The sequence below is a fragment of the Coleofasciculus sp. C1-SOL-03 genome (assembly GCF_040220555.1).
Lineage (GTDB): Bacteria > Cyanobacteriota > Cyanobacteriia > Cyanobacteriales > Coleofasciculaceae > Coleofasciculus.
This window is the reverse complement of the sequence record NZ_JAVJUO010000153.1, coordinates 18,185-33,831: the sequence shown is the minus strand read 5'-3', so window position 1 is coordinate 33,831 and position 15,647 is coordinate 18,185. Positions and strand designations below refer to the sequence as shown.

Below are 15,647 nucleotides of genomic sequence, written 5' to 3'. Positions count from 1 at the left end.
TCTACAATTGTCCCTAAACCTGGCTCTACAATTGTCCCTAAACCTGGCTCTACAATTGTCCCTAAACCTGGCTCTACAATTGTCCCTAAACCTGGCTCTACAATTGTCCCTAAACCTGGCTCTATAATAGAGTTATTACTTATGACAGAGGAGGGCAGCGATGTTAGATGTTAAAGCGAATATCTTAATTGTAGATGACCATCCTGATAATCTGCGATCGCTGGCTGCTATTCTCAGCAGTGCTGGGTATAAAGTCAGAAAAGCCATTAGTGGCAAAATGGCGTTAGAAACCATTCGTTCCCACCCGCCAGACTTAATTCTCCTCGACATCAAAATGCCGCAAATGGATGGTTATACTGTTTGCTCAACTCTAAAAACCAACGCCGCTACTCAAAGGATTCCCGTTATCTTTTTGAGTGCCTTAGATGACGTAGCCGATAAAGTAAAAGCCTTTAACGTCGGTGGATCAGATTATATTGTAAAACCCTTTCAGGCGCAAGAGGTATTAATCCGCGTTAAAAATAACCTGATGATCGCCCATCAACGCCAAGAACTTCTCGCCCAAAAGAAGCAACTTCAAGATCAAAATGCCCAATTACAGCTTTTATTAACCCTGACTCACCGGATTAGCCAAACCGATGATTTTCAGTCTGCCCTAACCATCACATTAACGAAAATTTGTCAAACTATCAATTGGGATTTTGCTGAAGCGTGGATTCCTAATCCTAAAGAAACTTTCCTGGATTGTAGTCGGGGATGGTATAGTCGTGATCCCACCTTTAACTTATTTAGATATCATCGACAAACTACTACGTTTGCGCCGAATATTGGACTACCGGGGCGAGTGTGGGTATCGAAAAAGCCGGAATGGATCACTGAGATTTCGGCAGAATCGGCTGGCTGTTGTCTGTGTGCTGAAGGGGGGTTAAATCTTGACCTGAACACGGGTGTCGGCGTACCGATTCTGTTTCGCGATCGCGTCTTAGCCATTTTAGTCTTTTTCAAACAAGCCAGGAGTGAATCCGAACCGAGATTAATCGACTTTATCCAGCTTATCGCGGCTCAGTTAGGCACATTGATCCAGCGGATTAAAGTCGAAACGGCTTTATTTGAAGCCAATCAGAAACTCAAATATTTAGTGACTATAGATGGCTTAACTGGAATCGCCAATCGCCGCAAATTTGACCAATACATTCATCGAGAATGGCAACGACTATTTCGAGAGCAACTCCCCCTTTCCTTAATTTTAGGAGATATTGATTTTTTTAAACGCTATAACGATACTTATGGACATCAAGCCGGCGATGATTGTCTGCGAAACGTAGCCATGAAAATCCGCCTATCAGTCAAACGTCCCGCCGATTTAGTCGCCCGCTATGGCGGTGAAGAATTTGCCGTAATTTTACCCAATACTGATGCCAAAGGCGCGATTCATGTTGCCGAAACTATCCGCCAAGGCGTGGAAACTCTCAAGATTCCCCATGGGGGTTCAGAGAGCAGTAAATATGTCACCTTAAGTTTAGGCGTATCTAGCCTAATTCCTAATCCTTTAGTGAACCTGGAAGCGTTAATTAATCAGGCAGATCAGGCACTGTATCGAGCTAAAGCAGGAGGCAGAAATCAGACGGTAGCGGAATACTCAATTCCTGCAAATTTATACTGCACTATTTAAAATTAAACCGACGAGAGCAGAGGGTGGTTATGGTAAACAAGCAAACGAGTCTTTTAATCGTAGATGACAATATAGATAACCTGCGATCCTTGGCGGCAATTCTTAAATTAGAGGGTTATAAAGTTAGAAAAGCTATTAGTGGAAAGGTGGCATTAGAAACGGTTCGTTCTCATCCACCGGACTTAATTCTCCTCGACATTAAAATGCCACAGATGGATGGCTATACAGTCTGCTCGATTCTTAAACAAGACACCACCACTGGTTCAATTCCCATCATATTTTTAAGTGCCTTAAATGAAACGGCTGATAAACTAAAAGCCTTTGCCGTTGGCGGTGTGGACTACATTACCAAACCCTTTCAAGCCCCAGAAGTTGTGGCGCGAGTCGAGAATCAATTGCGCCTCCAGAGACTTTCTCAACAACTCGTTGTGCAAAATTCACAGCTAATTCAAGAAATTCAGATTCGCCAGCAAACTGAAGCCGCTTTGCACCAAGCCGTTGAGCAAGCTGAAGCCGCCAACCGTACCAAAAGTCCTAGGGCGATTGAAATCGCAGCTAAACAAACAAAGTCCGCCTACGCGGACTAGGTTATAATCGGGGTAGCTAACCCGAATTGGGTCTGACGAATGACAAATGACAAGCTTTTTAATCATTTTCACCGACTTAGATGGCACAATTCTAGATTCTGAGACTTACAGTTATCAGAATGCGATTCCAGTTCTCAATACCTTAAAGGATAATCAGATTCCGGTTATTCCAGTTACCAGTAAAACACGCCTAGAAGTTGAAACGTTACGCCAATCCCTACAAATCAATGATCCGTTTATTGTAGAAAATGGTAGCGGTATCTTTGTTCCCCTGGATTATCACCCCTTAACCTTACCCAAAAGTAACCAATGGGGGGGTTATCATCTGCATCGCTTAGGTTGTACTTATGCTGAAGCCAGACTTGGATTAGAGAAAATAGCCACCGCCCTCAATGAACCCTTGCGGGGATTTGGGGATATGAGTGAAGCCGAGATTTGTCACTTGACAGGATTGTCCTGGGATGAAGCCAAACAAGCCAAGGCGCGGGAGTTTACCGAACCCTTTGTGACGCCTAAGAAAGTAACGCCAGAACGCCTTAACGAAATAGTACAAGACTTAGGATACCGGATAGTTGTTGGCGATCGCTTCTGTCATTTGATTGGTGCTGGAGCAGGTAAAGGAAAAGCGGTACAGTGGTTAGTAGACTCCTACCAATCTGCTCAACCCAATGCCAAAATTACCACCTTGGGTTTAGGCAATAGTCCCAATGACTTGGAGATGCTGGAAGCGGTGGATAGTCCGGTAATTGTTCCTGGAAATAAAGGGATTCATCCCGGCTTATCCGGTAAAGGATGGCAAGTCGCACCCGCACCCGGTTCTCAGGGTTGGGCGGAAGTGGTGAGGGGGATTGTCTTGGGAAAGCTGGGGGAGCATGTAGAGACGTAGCATGCTACGTCTGGGGAGCTAAGGGAGAAAAATTTAAATCAGAGCTTAACGACTCCCAGCCGTATTGGAAGTTGTCTTATTAGATTTAGATTATCAAAGCTGGGCTGATTTGAGCCTATTGGCTAACACGTCGTAAAATCCGTCACAGGTGTTCGGTTGCACTCACTAGGCGACGACTAAGAGATTGATTAAAGTAAGAGATAAGAGATAGGAAAACAAACGACACTACCCAATTTCGATTATTACCATGAACAATCTGTCCAATCGAGTTCCAGAATTCTTCGACAACGAAGGCGAAGGCGGTAACTTACTCTGGCAATATGTCCAGTCTCTGCATCCAGAAACCGTTGCTCAACTCTCCAAACCCGATCCGGAAGTGGTTCAGGTGATGGAACGTAACCTAATCGGAATGTTAGGCGCACTTCCTCACGAACATTTTAATGTCACTGTTACGACCAACCGCGAAAATCTGAGTCGGTTATTAGTTTCTGCAATGATGAGCGGTTACTTTCTCCGCAATGCTCAACAACGCATGGAATTTGAAAAGTCGCTGCACGAAGTAGCTGAAATGCATGATAATTAATTAGGGCTTGCTGAATAAGCGTTGTGGTGAGGGAAGTCAAACGGCAAAAGGCAAAGGAAACGATAAGATTTCTCTCCCCAGTCAGACGCTTACAGCTTATTTAGTGATTGATGAAGTACAGTATATCTAAGCCAGATCCCCGACTTCTCCAAGAAGTCGGGGATCTCTAGTACAAAGGACGAAGGACAAAGGACAAACTTGTCATCTGCCATCAGAAGTGGGATGATCACTCAAAATGAGTTATAAGCTTCCCTGATGGCTAATCCACTTCCCCAGAAAACTCCCCCTGGAAAATTGAATCTGCCAACCAAAGTCGCGTATGGAGTTGGAGAACTGGGAGGAGAGATTCCGGGTAATATCTTAGTTTTTTTCTTACTGTTTTTCCTCACCAATGTGGCGGGGTTAAATCCCACCTTGGCGGGGAGTGTTTTGCTGATTGGCAAGGTTTGGGATGCGATTAACGATCCGATGATCGGGTATTTGAGCGATCGCACTCGTTCCCCCTTAGGGCGGCGTTACCCCTGGATGCTGATCGGGGCGATTCCCTTGGGGATTGGCTTTAGCTTACAGTGGTTTGTTCCGCCCACCTCGAATCAATGGCTACTGTTTGCCTATTATGGCGGAATTGGGATTCTCTTTTATGCGGCTTATACCTCAGTTGTTCTCACCCATAATGCGTTAGCGGCTGAATTGACTCAAGGCTATGATGAACGGATTGATTTAATTAGCTTTAAAGCGTCGTTTAGCATTGGTGCCAGTATTTTCTCCCTGGGTTTAGCCCAGATTATTTTTGCCTACGTTGATAATCCGTCTCAAGAGTATCGAATTCTGGGAACAATTTGTGCAGTTGTCGCTACCTTAGCCGTTTTCCTGTGTGTTTGGGGAACCTATAAGCGGTATAAGCAAATTGAAGCCCAACGGGAATCGGTGACTCAGGTATCCGTTTTACCCATCACCCAACAGTTTCGGATTGCGTTTAGTAACTTCCCGTTTATTTGTGTAATCGGGATTTATTTGTGTTCGTGGTTAAGTCTGCAAACAACGGCGGCAATTCTTCCCTTTTTTGTAACCCATTGGATGGGATTACCTGATCATCACTTTACCCAAACCGCGCTCACTGTTCAAGGAACAGCCCTAAGCATGACATTTGTCTGGAGTGCGATCGCCAAACGTGTGGGTAAACGGGCTATCTATGGCATGGGTATCCCGTTCAGCTTATGCGCGTTGCTGGGACTATGTTTCTTACAACCCAATCAAGTGGAATTAATGTATGTTCTGGCGGTATTTGTGGGACTGGGTTTGTCTACGGCTTATATTGTACCCTGGTCAATGCTTCCCGATGTTGTTGATTTCGATGAACTTAACACCGGACAACGACGGGAGGGTATTTTCTACGGATTAGTTGTACAAATACACAAAATTGCCGTCGCGATCACACTATTCCTCGTGGGTAAAGCCTTAGATATGTCAGGGTTCATCTCCACTACATCCGAACAGTTACCCGTGACTCAACCAGAATCCGCGTTGTGGACGATTCGTCTGCTGATTGGTCCGATTCCTGCTATTGTCCTCATGGGAGGTTTAGCTTGGGCGTACTTCTATCCGATTAGTCGTTCCTTCCATGGCGAAATCCTGCTGCAACTCATCGAACGCCGGAATACGGAAACGTTAAGAGATGGGGGAGATGAGGGAGATGGGGAAGATGAGGGAGATGGGGAAGATGGGGAAGACTACGGATGAAACGCTAAGATTGTTAAATAACTTTATAGTGATATAAAATAATTAGAAGAAAATTTACGCTGATGCCTTGTTGATTCCTGGATCAGGCAACAATAGAGATATAGATAGATAGAGAAACCTCCATGAATAACCTTCACCATCACCAACGGCAACACAAGCATCGTCGGCATCGCCAGACAACCCTAGAGACGGATAACCATGGGCGACGACGCAGAGGATGTCGATTACCTAGCGTGGTTTTGGGGACAATGGTGCTGACATGCAGCAGCGCCTTGGCTGAATCTGCATCACAACAACCCAGTAATGTTGTGAATCAACTCAACCACGACACCCAAGCCGCGTTGATTGAAGTCATCGAAGATGAATATAAAGCCCGCGCCTTCTACGAAGCGGTTATCAATAAGTTCGGTAGTGTGCGACCATTTAGTAATATTGTTCACGCCGAAGCCAGACACGCTCAACGGTTGGAAACCCTGTTGATTAAATATGGAGTGCCAGTACCAGCAGATACGTTTACCGGAACGATTGAGGCACCCGATAGCCTGAAAGCCGCCTGTAAAATCAGCATAGACGGCGAAATCGAGAATCTAAAAATGTACGATCGCTTTTTATCCTTTGTCCAAGAACCCGATATCTCCGCCGCTTTCTCCCAATTGCGTGATGCTTCTGCTAATCGCCATTTACCTGCGTTTGAGCGCTGTTACAGTCGATTGTAACGGGTCATTGGTCTTTTGTCCTTTGTCATTAATCGATAATTAAGACGTATTTAAGGTTTTCCGGGGCGAATTTATGTCAGCCAGCCCGATTAAACAACTCCCTCTCCAACCTACCGATGATGTCGGAACAACTCTAGATGATCAGGCAATTCAGGAATGCTGCAACTGGTTAAGTTTTCACCGAGTTTGGGGAGAACTTAGCGACGCCGCCATTCAAGCCATGGCGCAAGCCTTTCAACCCTTGACAGTAGAACCGGATGGCGAAATCTATCGCCAAGGGTTAAAGCCAGCGGGTTTGTATCTACTCAAATGGGGAACTGTGGAGATTTATCGCCATTCTCTGGTGGGGAGAACCCATATTACTTATCGCAATGCGGGAGAAACCTTTGGCTATGTGCCATTAGTAGAAAACCAAGACACCGCCAGCTATCGCGCCAGCGCCGTCGCCCTGACGAAGAGTGAAATTTGGTTCCTCGGACAAGCCGAGTTTCGTACCCTCTGTCGCACCTATCCAGACTTTCAAGGGGCAATTAATACCCTATTGGCGCAAGACTTAGCCAACTTTGCGATGCGAATGGCAAAGGAACAGGCGAGAATTCAGGGGCTACAGCCCTATATTCAGCCCGTACCCAGGGGAGAAGAGATCATCGGTACGAGTAAAGCCACCAAAAAACTGCGATCGCAGATTCAACACGCCCAGGATGACCTAAAACCTGTCATTTTTCAAGCCCCAGCCGGGAGTGGGAAAACCTTTCTGGCTGGGTTAATTCATGCCGGATCAGCCCTGCAAAACCGTCAGTTTGCCGAAATTGACTGCGCTGAGTTACCCAAGACGGAAGCGGGTGCGGTGAATACTGATGCCTTATTTGGCAGACAGGGAGAACAATTGGGGGTGATTGAACTCCTGGAACGGGGAAGTTTACTGATTGATAACATCCATCTCTTAACTCCCCAAGCACGCGATCGCTTAACTCACTTGATCAAAACAGGCAGCTTTACCCCTAATCCCAACCCCGAACATGAGGAATCCTCACCGCCACCCCTTGTCCAATCCTGGGTGCGCCTGATCCTCGCCAGTCCCCAAAAAATTACCCTGTCTGGGGTAGACATCCATTCCATCAAACTCTTTAGCCTCCCCCAACGCAAAGGAGACATTCCCGAATTTTCTCGCTATTTCCTCCAGAAATTCTGTCGCCAACGGCAGGAAATATTACAACTGGATCAAGCCAATTTTCGCCGTTTAATCAGTTATGACTATCCGGGGAACATTTCTGAACTCGAAGGAATTCTGCAACGTGCTGTCTTCATGACACCCGCCGGACAATCGGTGATTCCGGAACAAGTTCTCTGGTCTGTAGAATCAAAGAAAAATGCCTTTCGTGTCGATTTACTCAACCAATTCCCGTGGTTACGTAAATTTCTCTTAAGTGACTGGTGGCCCCAACGGTTCTGGTTTATCGTGATGGCAATTTTTGTGCCAGTTACCGTGATGGGATATATCGGGCCACAAAGTCGAGATGCCAGCATCACCTTGAATTTTTTCTGGGCGTGGTGGTGGCCCCTCTACCTCTTTTTATTTGCCTTTGTCGGTCGTCTTTGGTGTGCAATATGTCCGTTTATGATTACAGGCGAATGGATTAGAAAAGTCTCCCTGTGGATATTTCCGCGCCAACTCTTACCGTGGCCTACGAAATGGTTAAATAAGTGGGGGGCTTGGGTTTTATTTGCCGGATTTGTGGCGATTTATTTGTGGGAGAAACTCTGGGATTTACCTCATACGCCCTATTTGTCCTCTTGGTTATTAGTCACAATTGCTGCTGGTGCGGTAATTTGTAGTGTCATTTATGAACGCCGTCTCTGGTGTCGCTATCTCTGTCCCATTGGTGGAATGAATGGGATGTTTGCCAAACTTTCTATGATTGAAGTGCGGTCAGTGCAGCAAGTTTGTGGCAGTCAATGCAGTACGTTTGGTTGTTACAAAGGTAGTGAGGCGACACCTGTTAATTTTAGTAATCCCTTACCCAATGAAGGACAAGCCACGGGAGGATGTCCTCTCTATTCCCATCCGGCTCAATTACAGGATAATCGAGATTGTGTGTTATGTATGACCTGTCTTAAGGCTTGTCCGAACCGTTCAGCGCAGTTCAATTTGCGATTTCCGGCGGCGGATTTATTGGAGAACCATCAAGGGTTTTGGGCAGAAGTAGCGTTGATGTTGCTCTTATTTGGCGGCGTCTTTATGCACTATTCGCACCGGATTTTGGGTTGGTTGGGTGTGGGGAATATACCCTTAGATTCTGAGCATTTGTTGACGGCGTTTCCGGTGGTGACGTTATTGCTGCTGATTCCCTTTGTCACTACCTATTTGACCCATCAAGTGGCGCGTCTATTGGATCGAGACATGCCGGATTATTTAAGTGTGGTTTATGCCTATCTGCCCATGGTGTTAGCGGCAAATTTAGCCTATTATGTGCCAGCAGGAATTACGGAAGCAGGTCAAATTCTGCCCGTTATTGCTCGTACTTTTGGCTATTCTGGGGCGAATTTACCGACCTTAACCTGGAGTATGGATGTGGCGAGTTTTTTACAAGGGGTGACATTGCTTTCAATTTTAGTGTTCAGTCTCTATCCGTTGTTAAAAATTACCCAACGTCCGTTCTGGAACAATTTGCCTCATGTGGTGCTGATGGCTGGTTTTACCGTGGTTTTCTTTCAATTAATGATGGGGTGAACTTCCGTGTTGGGTTAAGTAAAAACAGCGCAACGACGAACCAACTATCAACTATAATTGGTGAGCAAGAAACTCTCAAGTAAAAACATGACTACAGTTGCTATCTTGCCAGTATCCGATGCCAGCGGTGAGAGGCTTTATCGAGCGATCGCAGGTGATAAGCAATCCACAGGTAAAACCGCAGGTGAAGCGCTAGATGCATTAACCGCCCAGCTAGAAGGGGGTGAATTGGGTACTCTATTGATTCTCCAAAGCTTTCGTCCTGACTGGTTTTTTAGTGAATTTGAGCAACAGCGTTTATCTAAGTTGATAAATCGGTGGCGAACAGCCCGCGATCAGGGACAGACGCTACCTCCAGAACAACAAGCGGAGTTAGATAGTCTTGTCGAGGCTGAATTGAAAGCCGCCACAGCCCGAACCGCCGCTTTGATACAGCAACTGAACCCATGAATCCTTTCTATACTCTAGTTGCTGATCGTGCCTTTCATCGCTGTGAATATTGTCATGCTCCTGAACTGGTTTTCAACTTTCCGTTTGAAGTCGAACACATCATACCCCTTTACCGAGGCGGCGCTAATGCTGAATTCAATCTGGCTCTTGCTTGTCGCTCCTGCAATCTGCGTAAAGGAACTCGTATCAGTGGACTCGATCCTGAATCCAATCGGGAAGTTCGTCTGTTTCACCCCAGACAAGACTTGTGGGATGATCATTTCCAAGTAGACAGCGATTCGGGAAAATTGGTGGCGAAAACACCTATTGGAAGAGTCGCGATCGCGTATTTAGAGATGAACAGTCAAGCACAAGTAACAGCAAGGCAACTATGGATTCGTTTAGGTTTATTTCCCTAAGATTTTATCGTAAGTGAAATTGTACTCCCATCTGCCATCCATGAAAATTTACTCGAATATTACAGATGTTATTGGTAGCACCTCCTTGGTGCAACTTCAACGCCTTCCTCAACGTCACGGCTGCATCGCCACGATTGTTTTAAAACTGGAGGGGATGAATCCAGCAAAATCGATTAAAGATCGCATCGCGATTAGTATGCTTGCAGAAGCGGAGGAGGCGGGATTGATTCAGCCAGGAGTTTCGACGATTATTGAGGCGACATCGGGGAATACGGGTATTGGTTTAGCCATGGTTTGTGCGGCTAAGGGATATCGTTTAATTTTAACTATGCCAGAAAATATGAGTCGTGAACGTCAGCAATTGGTGAAAGCCTACGGTGCAGAAGTGGTGCTGACACCTGCTAAAGCCGATATGGCTGGCGCGATCGCCCGGGCAAATGAGTTACTCGCGACTCTCCCAAATACGTTTTCCCCGCAACAATTTAGTAATCCGGCTAACCCGAAAATCCATTATCAAACCACGGGTCCAGAGATTTGGCAAGCGACGGCTGGACAAATTGATGATCTTGTGGTAGGCGTTGGCACAGGGGGAACACTCACCGGGGCGGGGCGCTATCTTAAACAACAAAAACCCCAACTGCAAATTGTGGCGATTGAACCAACAAAGAGTGCGGTTTTAAGTGGCAAACCTGCGGGAATCCACAATCTCCAAGGAATTGGTGCAGGGTTTGTTCCCGACGTGTTGCGGGTTAATTTGATTGACGAAATTATGCAGGTGAGTGAGGATCAAGCCTATCACATCGGGCGTCAGTTGGCGCAGGATGAAGGAATTCTCAGTGGCATTTCTACAGGGGCGGCGGTGTATGCTGGGTTACAGATCGGTTGTCGTCCCGAAAGTCGCGATCGCCTAATTGTGGTGATTCAACCCAGTGGTGGAGAACGGTATCTGAGTACACCAATGTTTGCTCATGCATCTTAACTTGAATGTCACTGACTTTAGAGTTTGTAGTAAGCGCTAAAGCGCTTCTGGCACTAAAGTGCCTACTACGAACCCAGCTTAAGTCAGTGGCATTCATCTTAACTTGAATGGCACTGAAAATTTGCAGGATGAGATCGCCAAAACCCTTGATATACTGTAGGGTGGGCATTGCTCACCAGCATACCAGGAGCGTGACATTTATCTTAACTTGACTGAGTTCAATCCTATCAATAGCAACTATCACCTGATTGGGGGATTTCAAACTAAAACAGAAGTGATATTTTAAGTTTCCGAATTTAAAAAACAGCCAAAACTTACGCAGCCACACCATATATATTGGTTAAGGTGCGTTACGCTACGCTAACACACCCTACATATAGAGCCTTTGCGTAAGTCCTAACAGCGATAACTGGAGCGCTTTTCGACAACCAGAAACCGAGCAAAAACCCTAGTTTTCGGGGGAAAATTGGAGTTTTTACTTGTTTTTAATAATTTCTTTATGATTTTACCCATTTCTAGGGTTAGACAAGTTATAGTTGATGTGATATGATTATAAACAATGAAGTTAAGTAAAGTCTGTCACACTAAAAATCTGCAAAAATAATCGGGGTAAGTAAGGCAATTTAGCCCTAGAGCGACTCATCTACGAACCCACCGGACGGCTTTACCTCACCTTCTACAATGTCGTTACTGATCGAGTTAACAGTTACCATTAGTACAGTGTTCACGTTCCCCACTATGTTATCGCTTTAACTTAGCGGTTTCCAAAAGTTTTCATTCATCCATCGTTACCTAATCTTGTCCTTTATTTGAGATCAATTCACTCAATCAAGGCTCAATTGAGGTTGGATTCATAGCGGACAGCTTCTTATTATTAAGTCCAAAAGCTTATCCCATAAAGGGTGTAAAGGAAAAAAATCCTATTTTTTCTTGGATGTTTTGTAGCCAATCAGCGTTGGGTTTCGTCCCTCAACCAACCTACGTTAATGATCGCGAATTTTAGCAATGTCAGGAAGTTGCATCATGTCCAGCAACCATTGATCTGTCAAAAATTATGCTAAAAAAAACGTTTCTTACCCAGAATCCCTCAATTAACCGTCTGCTGCAACTGTGGGCGCATCGCTATGTTCCCGATTTAACTATCTTTGAAACGCAGGAAAATAGCCTATTTTTGCCCAATCTATTTGAATGTGCTTCTCCCGAAGGTCGCATGGCAACGGCGGCTAAACTAGAGGATCATCTGATCCAAATTAAATGTCAGATGGCGTCGCTACAAGCTCAATCGCTTTACGCTTACATTCCCAATATTTTGGATTTATCAGAGGCGCAGCGTTTAGCTCACTATGCGTTTCTCGTTTACCAACAGTTAAGTGCTATTTATGGAGAAGTCTACTCTCCCCTAACTCGGTCAATCCAATCTATCTCATTACCGCTAGACAAGTCTCAGGGCGATTCCATGTTATCTTGGGCAATACCCCCAATTGCCGAGCTTGCCAAAACCCTTGAACCTGTGCTTTTGGAATTTCAGGAACAGCACATCGCCACGAAAAATTGGCTCACGTTGGGCTTTCTCACCACCCTATTAAACTTCGGCAATGAATTAATCTTTGCCAAGTTAACTCAAACTCAGTCAACTCGTCGCCGACTTTCCCTGTGTGAGCAAGTTTTACTCTTACCCTATTTCAAGTTCATCGAAGAACAAGTCGCTATTCCCTGGGAGCGAGTTTGTGCGGCGGCGGCGTCTCATTCCCTAACCAGTCCAGCTTTTATCCTGGTTGAGCAGATGTTTCCTCAAAGTCGAGATATTGCCCAAGCGGTTTATCGTAAACTGATGACATTACTGCCCCATCATCGCAGTCGTCGCGGTGGATTAGATCATTCCGGAATCACTCACTCTTGTCTGCGAGATTTGGAGATGTTCCAAGCTTATCTATGGTTGTGTGTTTTAGAAGGGAACATGGTGGCGATTGACAAGGAATTAGTCGGCTTGTGTGTGCTGGTTATGACTGGGGTAAATGTGAAATGGGAAATGGTTGAACGTTGGAATAACGTGTTAGTCGAGGAAATCCTAGATCGCGTGACACCGGAACAACGACGCTTGTTGAAGCCTTATACACAAGGGTTAAAAAAGGTTTTCTGGGACTGTCGCGATCGCTTCCAGGGTGCGCCCGATGCGGAGGACATGTCCAGACGACCTAAAGTTGCATAGAGCTTGCCTGAATCAGCAATGTAGAGACGTAGCATGCTACGTCTCTACCCAGCATCAGTGTCTGTTGATGAAAAATATTAGGATTTTAAATAATAAAACCTTGTAGCAATAACCAAATAAAATGTAACCTAGGTTCTAGTGATACAGAAGGAACCTCCCATGCACGAGCCTCTACCATCCTCGCCGCCGAACTGGTACGAAAAGGTTAAGCGGAATCACATTGTCCGGGCGCTGGAAACAATTCAAGACTTATTTATCATTTCCCTCTGTGTTGGCTTATTTGCCTTTATGGCGATTCAGCTACGAGAGATGTTTGTGGAATTGCTACCGCCCTTAGATTTCCCTGGCGTGACGTCAGATATTCTGTTCTTGCTGATTTTGGTTGAGTTATTTCGACTACTAATTATTTACTTACAAGAACAACGAGTATCGATTGGCGTCGCGGTAGAAGTTTCGATTGTCTCTGTGCTGCGAGAAGTGATTGTGCGGGGAGTATTGGAAACCTCCTGGATTCAAATTTTAGCGGCATGTGCGTTTTTAATCGTAATGGCAGCCCTATTAATTGTGCGGGTATATTTGCCGCCAACATTCGATGGAGTTGACCCAGAGAAACAGTTGTCACTGCGATATAAAAAACAAACCCTTCCTCAGATGTCGGAGTCTCACGATAATCCATTAAGCCCTTATCCCAATACGGCTGTTGTGGCAAATAAAATGGGTCACTTCGATCCGATAACCAAGGGTGTCGCAGACTCGGTAACGAATACAACGGACAAGCAATTAAGGCTGTAGTTACCACAAAATGTTTACGCTAACCCTAACGTTGGGTGTCGTACCTCAACCCAACCGACCAAGGTAACTGTTTACTAATCTAAAACGTCAACATTAATTTCGTCCAACTGATTATCGATGACTACAATACCTGATATTAAACCCCGTGATGTCCAAGTCGCCGCCATTGAAGGAACGGATACAACTGTTTTGCGATCGCGGACGTGGGATAGACTCAAGTTTGAGGTAGAATATTCCCTGCAACGGGGTACAACCGCCAACTCTTATCTTATCCAAGCCGATAAAACAGCGCTGATTGATCCGCCAGGGGAATCCTTTACCGAAATCTTCCTGACTCAATTGCAGCAATGCATGAATGTGCAGCAATTGGATTATGTAATTTTAGGTCACGTTAATCCCAACCGGATGGTGACGCTGAAAGCCTTGCTAGACTTAGCCCCCCAAATTACCTTTGTTTGTTCTAAAGCCGGGGCGGTGGCGTTACAAAATGCCTTACGGGAACACCAATGCAATATTTGGGTACCCAAAGGCGAGGAAACCTTAGACTTGGGTCAAGGTCATCAGCTACAATTCATCCCCATCCCTACACCCCGTTGGCCCGATGGACAATGTACCTACGATCCCCAAAGCCGTATCCTATTTACCGATAAACTCTTCGGCGCCCATGTCTGCGGCGATGAACTCTTCGATGAAAACTGGAAACGCTTAGACGAAGACCGACGCTACTATTATGATTGTCTCCATGCTGCCCAAGCGCGACAGGTGGACGTCGCCCTGAACAAATTAACCCCCTTCTCGGCGAAAATGTACGCGCCAGGTCATGGTCCAATTGTCCGTTATAGCCTCAGCCGATTCCTCCATGACTATCGCCAATGGGGTCAGCAGCAAACCGAACAGGACTTGACAATAGCGCTAATTTATGCGTCAGCTTATGGGAATACTGCCACCTTAGCCCAAGCGATCGCCAAAGGTATCACCAAAACCGGTGCCGCCGTCGAATCGATTAACTGTGAATTTGCCGAACCTGGGGAGATTGAAGCCGCGATTCAACGGTGTGATGGCTTTTTGATTGGTTCTCCTACCCTGGGTGGGCATACCCCCACTCAAGTGCAAACAGCGTTAGGGATTGTCCTCTCCAATGCCGCGAAAACCAAACTAGCTGGGGTGTTTGGGTCCTATGGCTGGAGTGGCGAAGCCGTTGATGAAATTGAAAGCAAACTCTTAGATGCCGGGTATCGCTTAGGGTTTGAATCGATTCGGGTTAAATTTAAACCTGACGATGAGACAATTCAATATTGTAAAGAAGTCGGCATAGATTTTGCCCAGGCGCTGAAAAAATCCAAGAAATTCCGCGCCCCCAAACAAGCCGTCAGCAGCGCCCAAATTGACCGAACGGCGCAGGCGGTGGGACGAATTGTCGGGTCATTATGTGTTGTCGCGGCGCAGCGTGGGAATGTTCGTAGTGGCATGTTAGCCTCTTGGGTAACCCAAGCCTCATTCAATCCGCCAGGGATTACTGTTGCGATCGCCAAAGATCGGGCAGTGGAGTCTCTGACGCATACGGGAGATAGTTTTGTCCTGAATATCTTAAAAGAAGGGATGAATGTCCGGCGACACTTCTTGCAATCCTTTGCCCCAGGGGATGATCGATTTGCAGGGTTAGAGACGGAAACAGCGGAAAATGGTTGTCCGATTATCAAAGACGCCCTGGCTTATTTAGAATGTACGGTTAAGAGTCGGATGGACTGCGGCGATCACTGGTTAGTGTATGCTGTTGTCGATAATGGTAAAGTATTGCAATCAACCGGGATGACCGCCGTACATCACCGTAAATCAGGCAATCGTTATTGATTGTTCGTAGTTGCGCTTTAGCGCCATAAACCAAAAAGGACAGATAAGCTACG

General features: G+C 45.9%; 14 protein-coding genes. All 14 read left to right on the top strand.

All coding sequences use genetic code 11. From position 1 onward, the window contains the following. The first annotated feature begins 160 nt into the window (after positions 1–160). The 14 genes from RIE73_RS24865 to RIE73_RS24800 all read left to right on the top strand — a co-directional run bounded on the left by RIE73_RS24865 (position 161) and on the right by RIE73_RS24800 (position 15,594). Positions 161–1,672 (top strand): diguanylate cyclase, encoded by a 1,512-nt coding sequence (locus tag RIE73_RS24865; protein ID WP_446403729.1) that lies wholly within the window; start codon positions 161–163, stop codon positions 1,670–1,672. A 29-nt stretch (positions 1,673–1,701) separates the two neighbouring features. Beyond that, a complete protein-coding gene (locus RIE73_RS24860) occupies positions 1,702–2,259 on the top strand; it encodes a response regulator (protein WP_446403728.1) in 558 nt (185 codons plus the stop codon). A 46-nt stretch (positions 2,260–2,305) separates the two neighbouring features. After that, entirely contained in the window at positions 2,306–3,145 is an 840-nt protein-coding gene (locus RIE73_RS24855) for an HAD-IIB family hydrolase (RefSeq protein ID WP_446403727.1), read from the top strand. A gap of 247 nt (positions 3,146–3,392) precedes the next feature. Beyond that, positions 3,393–3,728: a DUF760 domain-containing protein gene (locus RIE73_RS24850; RefSeq protein WP_446403726.1), complete on the top strand. Its 336-nt coding sequence runs from the start codon at positions 3,393–3,395 to the stop codon at positions 3,726–3,728. A 7-nt stretch (positions 3,729–3,735) separates the two neighbouring features. Continuing rightward, positions 3,736–3,858 (top strand): hypothetical protein, encoded by a 123-nt coding sequence (locus RIE73_RS24845; RefSeq protein ID WP_446403725.1) that lies wholly within the window; start codon positions 3,736–3,738, stop codon positions 3,856–3,858. A 125-nt stretch (positions 3,859–3,983) separates the two neighbouring features. Further along, entirely contained in the window at positions 3,984–5,468 is a 1,485-nt protein-coding gene (locus RIE73_RS24840; RefSeq protein WP_446403724.1) for an MFS transporter, read from the top strand. Positions 5,469–5,590: 122 nt separating this feature from the next. Further along, positions 5,591–6,184: a ferritin-like domain-containing protein gene (locus RIE73_RS24835; RefSeq protein WP_446403723.1), complete on the top strand. Its 594-nt coding sequence runs from the start codon at positions 5,591–5,593 to the stop codon at positions 6,182–6,184. Between the two features lie 73 nt (positions 6,185–6,257). Then, complete coding sequence (locus RIE73_RS24830) at positions 6,258–8,915, top strand: cyclic nucleotide-binding domain-containing protein (RefSeq protein WP_446403722.1); 2,658 nt, start codon at positions 6,258–6,260, stop codon at positions 8,913–8,915. 87 nt (positions 8,916–9,002) lie between these two features. Next, positions 9,003–9,365 (top strand): hypothetical protein, encoded by a 363-nt coding sequence (locus tag RIE73_RS24825; RefSeq protein ID WP_446403721.1) that lies wholly within the window; start codon positions 9,003–9,005, stop codon positions 9,363–9,365. Next, positions 9,362–9,763, top strand: coding sequence for an HNH endonuclease (locus RIE73_RS24820; RefSeq protein ID WP_446388422.1), 402 nt, complete (start codon positions 9,362–9,364; stop codon positions 9,761–9,763). Before RIE73_RS24825 ends, RIE73_RS24820 begins: the two co-directional genes overlap by 4 nt. 40 nt (positions 9,764–9,803) lie before the next feature. Continuing rightward, positions 9,804–10,742, top strand: coding sequence for a cysteine synthase A (gene cysK / locus RIE73_RS24815; RefSeq protein ID WP_446403720.1), 939 nt, complete (start codon positions 9,804–9,806; stop codon positions 10,740–10,742). Between the two features lie 1,054 nt (positions 10,743–11,796). After that, entirely contained in the window at positions 11,797–12,951 is a 1,155-nt protein-coding gene (locus tag RIE73_RS24810) for a hypothetical protein (protein WP_446403719.1), read from the top strand. Between the two features lie 159 nt (positions 12,952–13,110). Beyond that, positions 13,111–13,743 carry a phosphate-starvation-inducible PsiE family protein gene (locus RIE73_RS24805; protein ID WP_446403718.1) on the top strand — a complete coding sequence of 211 codons (633 nt, stop codon included), beginning with the start codon at positions 13,111–13,113 and terminating at the stop codon, positions 13,741–13,743. Positions 13,744–13,860: 117 nt separating this feature from the next. Then, positions 13,861–15,594, top strand: a complete 1,734-nt coding sequence (locus RIE73_RS24800) for a diflavin flavoprotein (RefSeq protein WP_446403717.1) — start codon at positions 13,861–13,863, stop codon at positions 15,592–15,594. The last annotated feature ends 53 nt before the right edge of the window (positions 15,595–15,647 follow it).